The following is a 13,018-nucleotide window of genomic DNA, read 5'->3' as shown; positions in this document are numbered from 1 at the left end:
AGGTATCCAAAAGCGGACGGACGGGGTGCGCAACTACACTTTAGTTTAGTTACGCTAACCCCACGGCTATCCCCAACTCTATGACCGTATGGTTTAGCCGTCGGCCAAAATGATCTCTTTTAAGGCAAGCGGAATGCTCGCAACCACATGGAGATCACGATGAACATGAACACCGTTTTTGTTGGCCGCTCGGAAGCTCTGTTCGCGTTTGGATCAAACGAGGGTGGAATGTCTGGCGAGGTCTCAGCGTTGCTTCTGCGCGCTGTGACCTGCGTGGAACAGGATGAAACCAACGCGTTGGAACTGATCAGACGGGCTTCCAGTCTTCTTCGTCCCCGGGCGGTCCAGAGCGAGCGCAGTGACATCTTTAGCGGCGGGCTCGCAGCATGGCAGGTAAAGCGACTGGATGCATTCATAGAGGGCAACATTTCGCAATCGATGCTGATCGAGGACCTTGCCAACCTTTGTAATTTGAGCACCAGCTATTTCTCCGCAGCCTTCAAGGCCACTTACGGAGTTTCTCCCCACAACCACCTCATCCACTGCCGGGTGGAGCATGCCAAGAAATTGATGTTGGAAGGCAATGCTCCTCTGTGCGAAATTGCCCTGGATTGCGGTCTAGCAGATCAAGCGCATCTTTCGCGCATTTTCCGAAATAAAACCGGCACGACCCCGAGTGCCTGGCGTCGCTATGCACTTCAGATGGCGCGCGAGCGCGTTCATGCAGGTCTCGAATATGCTGCTCATCAGAGATGAATATCGGCCAGTTCGTGGTGCTGGCGGCAGCACTGACACTTGCAGCGTTGGCGCTGTCGGCGTGGATGCTGGTCTTAGCCTCGGTCATTGTTGGAGCCTGCTCGACGGTCGCACAGCGGATCGTGCCCTTCGCGGCATCGCTGGCAGCACCCGAAAAGCGTGGCGCAACAATCGGGACGGTCATGGCCGGCGTGCTGTCGGGCATCTTGTTCAGCCGCACCCTGTCTTGCTTCGTCGGCGAACAGTGCCGGCTGGCGGGAAATGTTCTGGATCGGCGTGGCGCTGGCCCTGGTTGCTGCCGGTCTCATGTTTGCGGTGCTGCCACAACACCGGCCCACATCGACGCTACGATACCATCAGGCGATCCGGTGGCTTGGCCAGCTCTGACCGACAACCGATCTTTATTAGTTAGAGAATGACAAATGACCCGCTGGGATCTTCCAGCAGGTCGTTTGATTATGAGAAGTCCGAATTCTTCAGTGCGCAATCTTCATCAGGCTCAGCGCCTGGTGAATTTGAGAGACCACGGCAGCACCTTCCCCAACTGCGGCGGCCACCCGCTTGGTTGATCCAGCCCTGACATCGCCGATGGCGAAGACATTTGGAAGGCTGGTTTCCAGCGGCAGTGGCTTGCGGGAAAAACTGCAAAGCGCGTCGAACGATTGACCGGTAACGATAAAGCCTTTCTCATCGGTATGGACGCGGTCGCTGATCCAACCTGCATTGGGATCGGCTCCGATGAACAGGAAAAGGTGATGAAGTGACAGCTGTCGTTCGCTGCCATCCAGTCGGTTGCGCAGGGTGGCGGTTTCCAAGCCGCCTGCGGGATTGCCTTCGATCGCGTTCACTTCACAGTGCATGTGCAGTTCGACATTGGGGAAAGCCCTGATGCGGTCGATCAGATATTGCGACATCGTCTCTTCGAGCGCGCGCCGGACGACGAGATGCAATGTCTTGACCTGAGGTGCGAGAAAAGCGATGGCCTGGCCGGCCGAATTGCCACCGCCTACCAAGGCGATCTCTTCGCCGGCGCATAGTTTTGCCTCGATCGGCGAGGCCCAGTAGGAAACACCGTTGCCTTCGAGGCGTTCGATATGGGCGATATTCGGCCGCCGGTAGTGCGCCCCGGAAGCAATGACGACCGTGCGCGACGTCACGGCGTTTCCACCTGCGAGCTCCAATGTCAACACACCGGCGTCGCCCTCGGGCGCGACCAGACTATCGACCGCGACGGGCAGAACCATTTCCGCACCGAATCTCAGAGCCTGGTTGTAGGCACGTCCGGCCAACGCCTGGCCGGATATGCCGGTCGGAAAGCCGAGATAGTTTTCAATCCGCGATGATGCGCCTGCCTGTCCTCCCACCGAGCGTTCGTCTATGACAATGACGTCAAGCCCTTCCGAGGCAGCGTACACGGCGGTAGCAAGGCCTGCCGGTCCGGCGCCAACGACGGCAACGTCATAGAGTTTGCCCGGCGTGAGTTCAGGGGTCATGCCCAGGCAGGCTGCGGCTTGCGCATCGGTCGGATTCTTCAGCACAGTTCCATTGGGGCAAACCATCAGCGGCAGTTCGGATGGGAGGATGCCCAAGCGTTCGATCAAATCACGGCCTTCGCCTTCGCTGGCAGAATCGAGCACGATATAGGGAAAGGCACTGCGGGCGAGAAACCCTTGCAGTCGTGATAGTGGGGCATTGCCGGCAGCCCCGACGAGAACAGAACCAGCGCCAGCATCGATCAGAGCAACGCGGCGCAGAATGAAGGCGCGCATGATGATCTCGCCGACATCCGCCGAGCCGATCACCAGAGCGCGAAGATGGGGTGCATCGAACGCAACGGCAGTGCAGCCGTCGGAGCCGGCCCGTGCACCCGCCAGTGTCGGGCGGCCCGAAAGTTGATTGACCTCGCCCGACAACTGGCCGACACCATGGGTGGTAATAGGCGCCTCATGCGACAGGCCTTCGTGGCGAAAGACATCCATGGAGCCTTCCAGCACCAGCCAGGCAGGCGCTGCGTGATCGCCGACCTTGTAGATGAATTCCCCAGGTTCAAATTGCCGCGGTTCGCCACTGGCAAAACGTTTGGCCGTCTCGACCTGGCGCGGGCTCAATACAGGGAACATCTGGTGCTGGCGGCTGCTGAGATCGGCCATGAATTCTCCCTGGATTATAATGTCGTTTGGCGGATGCGGATTGGTGTCTCCATTCAGTAATATCGGGGGATTGGACCACGCTGTGGCGTTTGGTCGGGCAGGTCCACCATAACCTCGTCGGCAAAGCACCAGCCCCATCCTTCCGGCGGATCGTAACCCTCGATGATCGGGTGCCGCGTGGCGTGGTAGTGCGCGGTGGCGTGGCGACCGGGAGATTGGTCGCAGCAGCCGACATGGCCACACTCGCGGCAGACTCTCAGATGAAACCACGCCTGGCCCGTTTCCAGGCATTCCTCGCAGCCCAGCGTCATGGGCCGAACCGTGCGGATCGTCGATGTGTGTGAGCAGCCGTGCGACATGGAATCTTGCTCCTTGGTGACGTTCAATATTTTTACTGCTTCAGCGCCTGTTCCAGACACTGCACCAACTGGCCAAAATTGACAGGCTTGCCGAGAAAGGCAAACGCGCCACCGTTCATGGCCGCCGTCCTCGTCTTGGCGTCGCGATAGGACGTCATGAAGATCATCGGCGGCCTGGGTGACTGCTGTTCGTTCAGCGCGCTCTGGAGTTCGATGCCCGTGAGGCCGGGCATTTTGACGTCCACAAGCATGCAGTCAATTGAAGACGGATCAGGGTCTGCGAGAAACTCTTCCGCCGACGTGAACAGGCGGCTCTCGTATCCACAGGAGAGAACGAGATCGTCAAGGGCTTCGCGGATCGATTGGTCGTCGTCGACGATGGCTATGACTGGTATTCTGGACAATTGTTCGGGCCTTACCGTGTTTCGCTCAATGCCCGCTATATGCGCCTTCTCAAGGACGCCTTGTATCATACATGGGTGTAGGTTTTGGCTTATAGCCCGAGCAGTTCTGCCTTGCGCACCAAATCGGCGACCGAGCGTGCGTCCATCTTCCGCATGACATTGCCACGATGCAGCTTGACCGTGATCTCGCTGATGCCAAGGTTGAAAGCAATCTGCTTGTTCATCAGCCCCTGCACGACAGCTGCCATGACCTCGTGCTCGCGGCGCGTCAGCGTCCCAGCCAACTCGGCAACGGCACCATTGGTCGCCGATTGCTGACGGATGTCACGGTCCTTCTGGAAAGCCACGGACACTGCATCGAGAATATCCTGATCCCGAAACGGTTTGGCCAGAAAATCGACAGCACCTGCCTTCATCGCCCGCACGGTCATCGGTATATCGCCATGGCCGGTCATGAAAATGATCGGCATCTGGTTGCCAAGCTTTTCCAGATGAAGCTGGAAGTCGAGACCATTGGCGCCGGGCAGCCTCACGTCGAGCAGGATGCAGCCCGGTCGCTTAAGATCGGCGTTGTCCAGTAGGTCCTGCGCGCTTTCAAATGCCCGTGCCTCCGTTCGGACGGAGCGGAAGAGATCGACCAGAGCCTCGCGGATCGAAGGATCATCATCCACGACGTAGACCACCGGCGTGTCACCGCTCTGCGCTTTGGCGGACTTTCTCGCATCATTCATGGATAGCCTCCATCGGTACAATCATTTCGAACAGCGCGCCGCCTTCTGCGTGATTGCCGGCGGTCAGTGTGCCGCCGCGCGCTTCCAGCATGCTGCGGCAGATAGCAAGACCCATGCCGAGGCCAGTTGCCTTGGTGGTGCAAAACGGTTTGAACAGGTTTTTGAGGATTTCGGCGTTGAGACCTGGGCCGCTGTCATGGACCATGACACTGACACTCTGGTTCTCAGCCGGCTCTATCGTCACCGATATCCGTCGAAGCTCTTCCGGCGTCGCTGACATGGCCTGTAAAGCATTGGTGAACAGGTTGATCAACACCTGTTGCAATTCGATTCGGACCGCGCGGACTTTGTTTATCCCAGGCATTTCAATGGTTTCAAATACAATCCGGTTTTTGGAGAGCTCGCTCTCCATCAAACTATGGGTCTCGCTGACGAGATCGGCCAGTGATACCGGTTCAAGGACCGGTGCGCGCTCGCTCAACATCGATCGGGTGCTCTGGATGATGTCGCTGGCCCGCTGGCTGTCGCGCACGATGCGCTCGGCAGAGCGGGATACAGCCGCCAGATCTGGCGGGTCGCGATCGAGCCAGCGTTGCAAGGTCTGCGCATTGACGACAAGCGCGCCGAGCGGCTGATTGAGTTCGTGTGCAAGTGATGCCGAGAGCGCGCCGACCGTTGCTGCTCGCGACGCAAGTGCGAGTTCGGCCTGTGCTTCGAACAGTGCCTTTTGCGCCATCTCGCGCTCGGTGATATCGAACATGCCAACGATGACTCGGTTGAAGTTGGCGATGTCTTCCGGAAACCCGACCGTCAGCAAAACCATCCTGGTTGTGCCGTCGCTGGTGATGATGGAGCCTTTTCCTTCGAACGAGCTCTGTCGATTGAATATCGCCACCATCAGTTCAAGAAACGTTGCGTCATCCTGCGCGATATAGCGGCGCATCGCACTGATATCCCCCGCATCGACGTGGCCAAGGAGTTCGAGTGCGGCAGCGTTGGCAGCGACGGTTGGGATGCGAGCGATGCAATCCGCGATGAAGCCCGTATTTTCCCGGGCGTGGGCCCGGAGGTCGGATACGCCATTCTCACGAAGCTTCATCAACAGTTCCCGCACCTGAGAATAGTCGCGCTCCCAGAGGGCAACGCGGCTCTGCTCGAAGATCGTTCGATAACGTTCCTCGCTGCTCTGCAAGTCGGCATTGAATTTTATCAAAGCAAGTCGCGCGCGATGGTTTCGAATGATCAACAGGGCGGTAATGACCATGGCGGCAATGGCAACTGTTAGGCGAAGCGCTGCGGCAAGGTCGCCGTGCAGTCCATGGCTTGCGACATAGGAGAGCGCCGAAAGGCCAATGCAGACGCCGGCCAAGAGCAGGGTGCCTTTTTCCGTCAGCGTTTCCGCCGACAAAAGCAGCGTGATCACGTAGAGTGTGGCAAGCGCGCTTTGGATTTCCGTGAAGGTGTCGAGATAAAAAAGTGTGGCCGCAAGCACAAAAGCGAAAGAGACGACCCCTTTCTCATAAGGTGACAACCGTTGTTTCGGGTTCACAAGACCAGATAAGCGCAATGTCAATTTTCCAGATGGATGCCAATCGAGCCATCAAGCCATCCTAGCCTGGAAAACGCAAATCCAAAATCGACTATTCCGCTGCAAACTCAATCTCATAGGTGCAATAAAGAAAAGGCCACCCCAGAGTAGCTGGGATGGCCTTATCGGATTGCGAATCCGAAGGTTCGGGAGAGGGGGCACCAACCTTCCAGGGCATGAGGCCCAGCACGTCTTCTCGGGAGGGCCGAAGACCTCGGAAACCTAACTTCAGTGAGAGAGATGCGAAACTATACCAAGGTGTGGGTTCGACTAGCCAAGCATTGGATATTGCGGGGTGGCTGCCTCGTCTAAAAAGTTTCCATCAACTTGCACAACCCCAATGGAGACCATCATGGACCGCACGCTCGCTGAAAAACACCGCAAGTCGCCGCTCTCGACCCCGACAACGCTTGGTACGAACGCGACCGCCGATATCGCTGGTGCACTGACAGCACTTCTGGCCGATGTCTTCGTGCTTTACCTCAAGACCAAGAATTTCCACTGGCACATGAGTGGACCACATTTTCGCGACTACCACCTGATGCTCGATGAGCAGGGCGAGCAGATCTTTGCGATGACGGACGACATTGCAGAGCGGGCTCGCAAGATCGGCGGCACAACCATCCGTTCGATCGGTCATATCTCCAAGACGACACGCCTGCTCGACAACGATGCTGACTTCGTCACCCCTGCCGACATGTTGGCCGAACTGCGCGACGACAACCTGACGCTGGTTTCGTTGATGAAGCAGACCCACAATCTCTGCGACGAACATGGGGACATCGCAACCGCTAGCCTGATTGAGAACTGGGTTGACGAGGCTGAGCGACGCGCCTGGTTCCTGTTCGAAAGCACTCGCGGCGCCGAGTAGCCCTTGGCTGTCAATTCGAAAGAGCACTCCGATGACCAATGAGTTTTCCATGTCGCGCCGACAGGTTCTGCTGACCGGTACCACGATGTCTCTGGCTTTGGCCATGCCGACCCTCGCTTCTAGCAAGCAAATCTCCCGTAAACCACAAGGAATTGAACCAATGACCACCAGTTTCGTGACCACCAAGGACGGCGTTGAAATCTTCTTCAAGGATTGGGGTCCTAAAGACGCCCAGCCGATCGTGTTCCACCATGGCTGGCCGCTCTCGTCCGACGATTGGGACGCCCAGATGCTTTTCTTTGTCAGCAAGGGCTACCGCGTTGTCGCCCATGACCGCCGTGGCCACGGCCGCTCATCCCAGGTCAGCGAAGGTCACGATATGGACCACTACGCCGCCGATGCGGCGGCTGTTGCCGAACATCTTGATCTGCGCAATGCCGTTCACATCGGCCACTCGACCGGTGGTGGCGAGGTTGCTCGCTATGTTGCCAAGTATGGTCAGCCGCAGGGACGTGTCGCCAAGGCTGTTCTCGTCAGCGCCGTTCCGCCTCTGATGGTCAAGACTGCGGCGAACCCCGATGGTACGCCTATCGAAGTGTTCGATGGTTTCCGGAGTGCTCTCGCTGCCAACCGTGCGCAGTTCTTCCTCGACGTCGCCTCAGGCCCATTCTACGGCTTCAACCGCGAAGGCGCGAAGGTCTCGCAAGGCGTGATCAACAATTGGTGGCGCCAAGGCATGATGGGCGGCGCCAAGGCGCATTACGACGGCATCAAGGCCTTCTCGGAGACCGATCAGACCGAAGACCTCAAGGCCATAACTGTGCCGATGCTGGTTACGCAAGGCGATGACGATCAGATCGTACCGTACAAGGACGCCGTGGAGCTTCAGGCCAAGCTGCTCAAGAACAGCACTCTGAAAATCTACAAGGGCTTCCCGCACGGGATGCTGACAACCCATGCCGACGTAATCAACCTCGACCTGTTGGCGTTCATTGAGGCTTAGTGGCTTTTGGACACCAAGTACGAGCTTGGCGGTATCAGGCCGCCTCGCTCACTTATCTCTGCAGGCCTTGGCGGGGAACAACTCTGTCTCGGCACAGAAGAATTGGTTTAGATCTGTTATGGGCGGGAGGCATGGAGGGCAGCAGAAAGCGTGGCGAATCCAGCAACTGCCGCCCTTGCCAGCATCTCCCTCAGCGCGGCCGAGCAAGCGCGACAGCGTCCGCTCCGGCAGGGAAGCGGAGCTGGTTTTCGGTATCGTGGACGGACTGCCAGATTGCTTCTGTAACATCGCTTTCCGTGGTGGTCAGGGCCGGGATCGCGAAGGCGTCAAGAATTGGCTATGCGAAGTCTGCATAGCCGCCGGGAAGGAGTTGCGAGACAGGAAAGATGGCATTCGCCCCGAACCGGGTGGTTGGCGCAACCCGCTTCGACCAACTTCACGCCGACCCCGAAATAACCGGGCTCATGCGCAAGCGAAGCCGAGAAGCCCTCAATAGCCTGTTTGGTGGCGGTATAAGCTGCCGCGAGGTGGGAATTACCCCAAAGTGACGCTCTCCGTGACATTGATGATGGTTCCGCTCTGGCGCTCGCGCATCTGCAGGATGACAGCCTGGCACATGGCCATCACGCCAAGGGATTCACGCTAGCGCTGAAAGATCACATTGGAACGCCACCGTGCTTGAGCTGACAGGCGTACTGGCGAGAAAAGCTAATTCCGCAGAGGTTTTTAGCCGACGCCGCGACCAATAACTGCAGGTCCCTGCGTTCGAATCTGCTCAAGGCGTGGGATCGCGCGTGGTATATTGGAGCGAAACCCGCATTCACATCTTGCTCGCAAACGGTGTTGCTGGTCATGGCTCCGAACAGGCTAGCGCGATCCCGTCGGCAACCTCCTCACAACGATCCGTGAGCGTTGCCGTCCCCACGCGGATGTGGTTGTTGGGGGAAACCGAGAACTTTGCACCGGGATGAACAGCAATGCCCCTGGCTGCGAGCGTCACCATCGCAAATGGGGCAGACGCAACAGGCACCCATGCGCACAGACCGGCACCCTCTGCCACTGGTACATCGCGATCCTTCAGCGCCATTGTCAGAGCATCCCTACGCTGCTGGTAGATTTCGCGCGCCTCGGCAACGCGGTTACCAGTCTCCTGGTCACGCAGCAGCCACGCCGCAGCACCCTGCAGGATGCGGCTCGTCCAGCCGGCGCTGAAGCTGCGGTAGGACTGGATCTGATCAACGATTGCCGCGGAACTTGAGAGGACGGCAAGGCGCAGGTCAGGACCGAATGTCTTCGAGTACGACAGGACATGAATCACGCGCTCGGGAAACCTCTCCCCCATCGAATGGCGTGCTGCAGCGGAAATTTCAGCTACTCCGTCATCCTCGATGATCAGCGTATCGGTTGCTACAAGAATGTCGGCAAGTTCGGTGAGGCGCTGGCCACTGACCGTGTGTCCTGTCACGGAATGTAGACGCGGTTGGAACAGGAACGCCACGGGCTTGTACGCCATTGCTTCCTGGAGTGAGGAGGGCATTGGACCCTGGGCATCACACGCGACAGGAACGATCCTTGCTCCGCAATCCTCGAGAATGTCGAGCAGCCGCATTGCCGTCGGATTTTCAATAGCTACCGCCGCGCCCGGCATGACAAGCGCATGCAAGAGGGTGTAGACGGCATTATAGCCTCCATTGGTCGCCAGAAACGCCTCGGCCTGGTATGGCCACGTCTCGCGTGCGGCAGATTCTAATTCCGGCAATATGCGGCTTCGCTCATAGCTGTTCAGTCCTTCGGCCGAAGCACCATAGGCCATCGCCTGCGCGAGCGGCGGCAAAAGGCGCGTATCCGGCGCGGCCAGGGTCAGATCGAGCACGTCGCTTCCATAGCGTCCGGAACTCGCCAGTCGCGAGGGCTTGGCGATGAACCGGTCGCCACTCACGAAGGTGCCGTTCCTGCCCCGACCGGTGAGAATCTTTTGCCGCCGGAGGTCGCTCCAGGCCGCCGACAGCGTCCCTGGGCTGACATTCAGCCGAAAGGCGAGATCTCGGATCGTCGGCAGTTTGGCACCGACCGGCAAGGCGCCGGCACGGATCAAGGCACTGGTTTCCAAAGCTAAACCACGGATTGTTCGATCGCTCAATCTTTCAGCAAACCAGTCGCTGTTGTATAACTTGCTCATTTTTCCGCCAATTTAAATGTTCAATAACGTAATATCATTTGCGCGACTAAATGTGAACATTTACGTTTGGGCAAGTCAAAAATGCTGAGAGAGTGTTGCATGTCCATACGCTTGCGCCTTGCCCTTCGTGACTGGGATTACATGACGCCGCTGGTTCTCGGAGAGGTTTCGTCACCGCGCGTCGCCGTTGAGATCGATCGTGTTGGTACGCTTGCGTCCCACATCGGTGGTGACGCTGATCACGATGCATCGGAAATGTCTTTTAGTCGATACGCCCAGCTCGTCAGCGATGGCGATACATCGGTGGTTGGAATTCCCAACTTCATTATGCGGGGTTTCCGTCATCGCTGCATAATTACCACCAAGGCGAGCGACATCAGCGAACTTCATCATCTCGCCGGCAAACGTATCGGGGTCACCGGATGGCGCGATTCCGGCAATACATGGACGCGTGCAGCCCTTCGTCGGGAAGGCGTTGGTGTGGAGGATGCCTACTGGTTTGCCGGTCGCCTGACCGAGACGCATCCAGTCACCGATCGGCTCGACGGGTTCGGCCGCCCTGGCCGCATCGAGGCGTGCCAGGGCGAGCGGCCCATGATGGAGCTCCTCCGGGAAGGCGCGCTGGATGCAGTGTTTACGCCGTTCATGCCTGATGGGTTCTTCGAGGCGGGGTCGCCGTTCCGGCAGGTGCTTGCCGATTTCAGAAGCGCCGAGCAGCGCTACTTCAACGAAGTCGGCTTTATCCCGGGCATGCATCTGATTGGCATCAAGACCGAGATTGCTGCAGCGCATCCCTGGCTTGCCCAGGAAGTGAGCGACCTGATCGATGAATCGCAGCGGGTCTGGTCCGCTAAGCGTCGTAAGTATGCCGAGACGACGCCTTGGATGTTCGACGAGATCCTGAAGACCGCTCGGGATCTGCCCTCCGACTGGAACAGAAGTGGGCTCGAAGCCAATCGCGCAATGATATCCGGCTTTGGCGAAGAACTGCATGCTCAAGGCATCCTGCCGGTTCGCCTGTCTCCGGAGCAGTTGTTTCCAGGGGAAGCAAACGTCGCTTCGCTGGAGCGGCCAGCCCAAGCGTCTTGAAGATCCATAAAAACCAATAAAGGGGAACTGCCAATGCCATCACTGTCGTCGAAATCCATCACCACGTTTGTCCTCGCTAGCGTCTTTCTATCAGGAACCGCACTTGCGCAGGACGCGGTCATGCCGAAACTCACCGTCGATAAGGCGCTGCATGCGCGCCTTCCCGAGGATATCCGGGCCGCCGGAAAGATGATATCCGTCAACAATGGCTCTTTCCCGCCCTATGAAATAGTCAAAGGCACCGAGATGACAGGCGCAAGCGCCGATCTGACCGATGCGCTTGGTGAAATCCTTGGCGTGAAGATTGAGCACGCAACCGTCGGCGGACTTCCCGCTCTGCTTACGGGCGTCAATTCGGGCCGCTACGAGTTCGCCTTCGGCCCTGTCGGCGACTTCAAGAGCCGCGAAGAATCCAATGATTTCGTGGACTGGGTTCAGGAATACGTTGTTTTCGCGGTCCAGAAGGGCAATCCGAAGGGAATCACCTCGCTCGACACAGCCTGCGGCCATCGCATTGCTGTCATGGCGGGCGGCTCGGCCGAACGCGTCATCCAGGCGCAGCAGGAAAAGTGCAAAACGGACGGGAAACCGCCCGTGGAAATTCAGTCTTTCACCGACCAGCCGAGTTCGATCCTGGCTGTGCGGTCAAAGCGATCGGACGCTTTCTTCTCGTCGCAGGCACCGCTGACCTATTTCGTTTCCCAGGCGAACGGGCAACTTGAACTGACGGCGGTCGGGCAAAAGAACGGCTTCGAAGCGCTCTACCAGGGCGCGGTCGTGCCGAAGGGATCTCCGCTCGCCGAGATCCTTCGCGACGGCGTCAAGGAACTCATGGACAACGGCGCCTATGCCGCGATCATGAAGAAGTGGGGCCTTGAGAACAACATGCTGAAAGAGCCAGGCATCAATCTCGGCGGAGCACTGCCAAAATGAGTGCTACGCTCCGCATGGACCCCACCCGGTCGGGTGCGGTGGACGCACGTGATGTTGCGACCGCGCATCGCCCGTTCCGCACCGACCGGCTCATCCTCTGGACGATCACCCTGGCGATCGCCGCAAACTTTGCTTGGGTCGTCGCTCATAATGAGAATTTCGGCTGGCCCGTCGTCTACCAATATTTCTTCGATCCGACGGTCGTCAGCGGGCTGTATGTCAGCCTCGGCCTGACCATCGTCGCTATGGTCATTGGCGTCGTGCTCGGCCTGCTGCTCGCCATCGCGCGCCTCTCGTCGGACAAGTTGGCCTTCACGCTGGCCGGCCTGTTTATCTGGTTCTTCCGCGGCACACCGCTCCTGGTCCAACTGATCTTCTGGTACAATCTCTCGACGTTGTTTCCGACCCTCTCCATCGGCATCCCGTTCGGCCCAACTTTTGCAAGCTGGGACACTAACTCAGTCATCACGCCGATGACGGCCGCCATCGTTGGCCTCGCGCTCAATGAGGCAGCCTACATGGCGGAGATCATTCGTGGCGGCCTGCTTTCGGTCGATCGCGGCCAGGCTGAAACAGCCGAAGCCTTCGGCATGACGCGGGGCCGCACGCTTTGGCGGATCGTCATACCCCAAGCCATGCGCTCAATCGTTCCGCCGACAGGAAACCAGCTGATCAGCATGATCAAGGCCACATCGCTTGTCAGCGTCATCGCAATGGCGGATCTCCTCTACTCGGTGCAGTCGATCTACAATGCAACGTTCGAAGTTATCCCGATGCTTCTGGTGGCCGTCATCTGGTACCTGCTGATCACCTCGGTGCTCAATATCGGGCAGGGTTACATCGAACGGTATTACGGTCGCGGAGATCGCCGCTCAGGGAATGCAGCTGCCGATGTTACTTCGAATGCCGGCCCGTTGACCCCAATCGCACAGGAGGCAAACCATTGAACATCCCG

At 58.3% G+C, this 13,018-nt stretch carries 12 protein-coding genes and 2 pseudogenes; 7 read left to right on the top strand and 7 right to left on the bottom strand.

Translation table 11 applies throughout. The features are described 5' to 3' along the window. Positions 1-159: 159 nt before the first annotated feature. The gene (locus AC1DNK_RS25320) at positions 160-756 is read left to right on the top strand and encodes a helix-turn-helix domain-containing protein (protein WP_477943885.1); all 597 of its coding nucleotides are present in this window, start codon (positions 160-162) and stop codon (positions 754-756) included. Then, a pseudogene (locus AC1DNK_RS25315) lies at positions 753-1,140 on the top strand (MFS transporter); the annotation flags it as partial. The gene AC1DNK_RS25320 and the pseudogene AC1DNK_RS25315, both read left to right, overlap by 4 nt. 92 nt (positions 1,141-1,232) lie before the next feature. Here AC1DNK_RS25315 and AC1DNK_RS25310 read toward each other — a convergent pair. The 5 genes from AC1DNK_RS25310 to AC1DNK_RS25290 form a co-directional block, all read right to left on the bottom strand. Further along, positions 1,233-2,906, bottom strand: a complete 1,674-nt coding sequence (locus AC1DNK_RS25310; protein ID WP_477943960.1) for an FAD-dependent oxidoreductase — start codon at positions 2,904-2,906, stop codon at positions 1,233-1,235. Positions 2,907-2,959: 53 nt separating this feature from the next. Then, a complete protein-coding gene (locus AC1DNK_RS25305; protein ID WP_477943959.1) occupies positions 2,960-3,265 on the bottom strand; it encodes a UBP-type zinc finger domain-containing protein in 306 nt (101 codons plus the stop codon). Positions 3,266-3,297: 32 nt separating this feature from the next. After that, positions 3,298-3,669, bottom strand: a complete 372-nt coding sequence (locus AC1DNK_RS25300; RefSeq protein ID WP_477943884.1) for a response regulator transcription factor — start codon at positions 3,667-3,669, stop codon at positions 3,298-3,300. Positions 3,670-3,758: 89 nt separating this feature from the next. After that, positions 3,759-4,400 (bottom strand): response regulator transcription factor, encoded by a 642-nt coding sequence (locus tag AC1DNK_RS25295; protein ID WP_477943883.1) that lies wholly within the window; start codon positions 4,398-4,400, stop codon positions 3,759-3,761. After that, a complete protein-coding gene (locus tag AC1DNK_RS25290) occupies positions 4,393-5,967 on the bottom strand; it encodes a PAS domain-containing sensor histidine kinase (RefSeq protein WP_477943882.1) in 1,575 nt (524 codons plus the stop codon). Before AC1DNK_RS25290 ends, AC1DNK_RS25295 begins: the two co-directional genes overlap by 8 nt. 373 nt (positions 5,968-6,340) lie before the next feature. Here AC1DNK_RS25290 and AC1DNK_RS25285 point away from each other — a divergent pair, with 373 nt between their 5' ends. After that, positions 6,341-6,859: a Dps family protein gene (locus tag AC1DNK_RS25285; protein WP_477943881.1), complete on the top strand. Its 519-nt coding sequence runs from the start codon at positions 6,341-6,343 to the stop codon at positions 6,857-6,859. A gap of 31 nt (positions 6,860-6,890) precedes the next feature. Further along, positions 6,891-7,862: an alpha/beta fold hydrolase gene (locus tag AC1DNK_RS25280; RefSeq protein ID WP_477943880.1), complete on the top strand. Its 972-nt coding sequence runs from the start codon at positions 6,891-6,893 to the stop codon at positions 7,860-7,862. 190 nt (positions 7,863-8,052) lie between these two features. On the opposite strand, the pseudogene AC1DNK_RS25275 reads toward AC1DNK_RS25280, so the two are convergent. Together AC1DNK_RS25275 and AC1DNK_RS25270 are read right to left on the bottom strand one after the other, a co-directional pair. Continuing rightward, positions 8,053-8,498: pseudogene (locus tag AC1DNK_RS25275) on the bottom strand (SDR family NAD(P)-dependent oxidoreductase); the annotation flags it as partial. 214 nt (positions 8,499-8,712) lie between these two features. Next, a complete protein-coding gene (locus tag AC1DNK_RS25270) occupies positions 8,713-10,041 on the bottom strand; it encodes an aminotransferase-like domain-containing protein (protein ID WP_477943879.1) in 1,329 nt (442 codons plus the stop codon). Between the two features lie 99 nt (positions 10,042-10,140). Between AC1DNK_RS25270 and AC1DNK_RS25265 the strand changes: the two genes are divergently transcribed. Genes AC1DNK_RS25265 through AC1DNK_RS25255 form a run of 3 tightly spaced genes read left to right on the top strand, consistent with a single transcriptional unit; the run spans position 10,141 to position 13,010 of the window. Further along, positions 10,141-11,130, top strand: coding sequence for a substrate-binding domain-containing protein (locus AC1DNK_RS25265; protein ID WP_477943958.1), 990 nt, complete (start codon positions 10,141-10,143; stop codon positions 11,128-11,130). A 33-nt stretch (positions 11,131-11,163) separates the two neighbouring features. Beyond that, positions 11,164-12,063: an ABC transporter substrate-binding protein gene (locus AC1DNK_RS25260; RefSeq protein ID WP_477943878.1), complete on the top strand. Its 900-nt coding sequence runs from the start codon at positions 11,164-11,166 to the stop codon at positions 12,061-12,063. Beyond that, complete coding sequence (locus AC1DNK_RS25255) at positions 12,060-13,010, top strand: amino acid ABC transporter permease (RefSeq protein WP_477943877.1); 951 nt, start codon at positions 12,060-12,062, stop codon at positions 13,008-13,010. Before AC1DNK_RS25260 ends, AC1DNK_RS25255 begins: the two co-directional genes overlap by 4 nt. Positions 13,011-13,018 lie beyond the last annotated feature (8 nt).

Source organism: Rhizobium sp. 01N424, assembly GCF_056399485.1.
This window is presented reverse-complemented; position numbering and strand designations above follow the sequence as displayed.

Coding starts and splice junctions, on each gene's coding strand:
- AC1DNK_RS25285 (WP_477943881.1), top strand. CDS start 6,341: ATGGACCGCACGCTCGCTGAAAAACACCGCAAGTCGCCGCTCTCGACC.
- AC1DNK_RS25255 (WP_477943877.1), top strand. CDS start 12,060: ATGAGTGCTACGCTCCGCATGGACCCCACCCGGTCGGGTGCGGTGGAC.
- AC1DNK_RS25305 (WP_477943959.1), bottom strand. CDS start 3,265: ATGTCGCACGGCTGCTCACACACATCGACGATCCGCACGGTTCGGCCC.
- AC1DNK_RS25265 (WP_477943958.1), top strand. CDS start 10,141: ATGTCCATACGCTTGCGCCTTGCCCTTCGTGACTGGGATTACATGACG.
- AC1DNK_RS25280 (WP_477943880.1), top strand. CDS start 6,891: ATGACCAATGAGTTTTCCATGTCGCGCCGACAGGTTCTGCTGACCGGT.
- AC1DNK_RS25270 (WP_477943879.1), bottom strand. CDS start 10,041: ATGAGCAAGTTATACAACAGCGACTGGTTTGCTGAAAGATTGAGCGAT.
- AC1DNK_RS25310 (WP_477943960.1), bottom strand. CDS start 2,906: ATGGCCGATCTCAGCAGCCGCCAGCACCAGATGTTCCCTGTATTGAGC.
- AC1DNK_RS25295 (WP_477943883.1), bottom strand. CDS start 4,400: ATGAATGATGCGAGAAAGTCCGCCAAAGCGCAGAGCGGTGACACGCCG.
- AC1DNK_RS25320 (WP_477943885.1), top strand. CDS start 160: ATGAACATGAACACCGTTTTTGTTGGCCGCTCGGAAGCTCTGTTCGCG.
- AC1DNK_RS25260 (WP_477943878.1), top strand. CDS start 11,164: ATGCCATCACTGTCGTCGAAATCCATCACCACGTTTGTCCTCGCTAGC.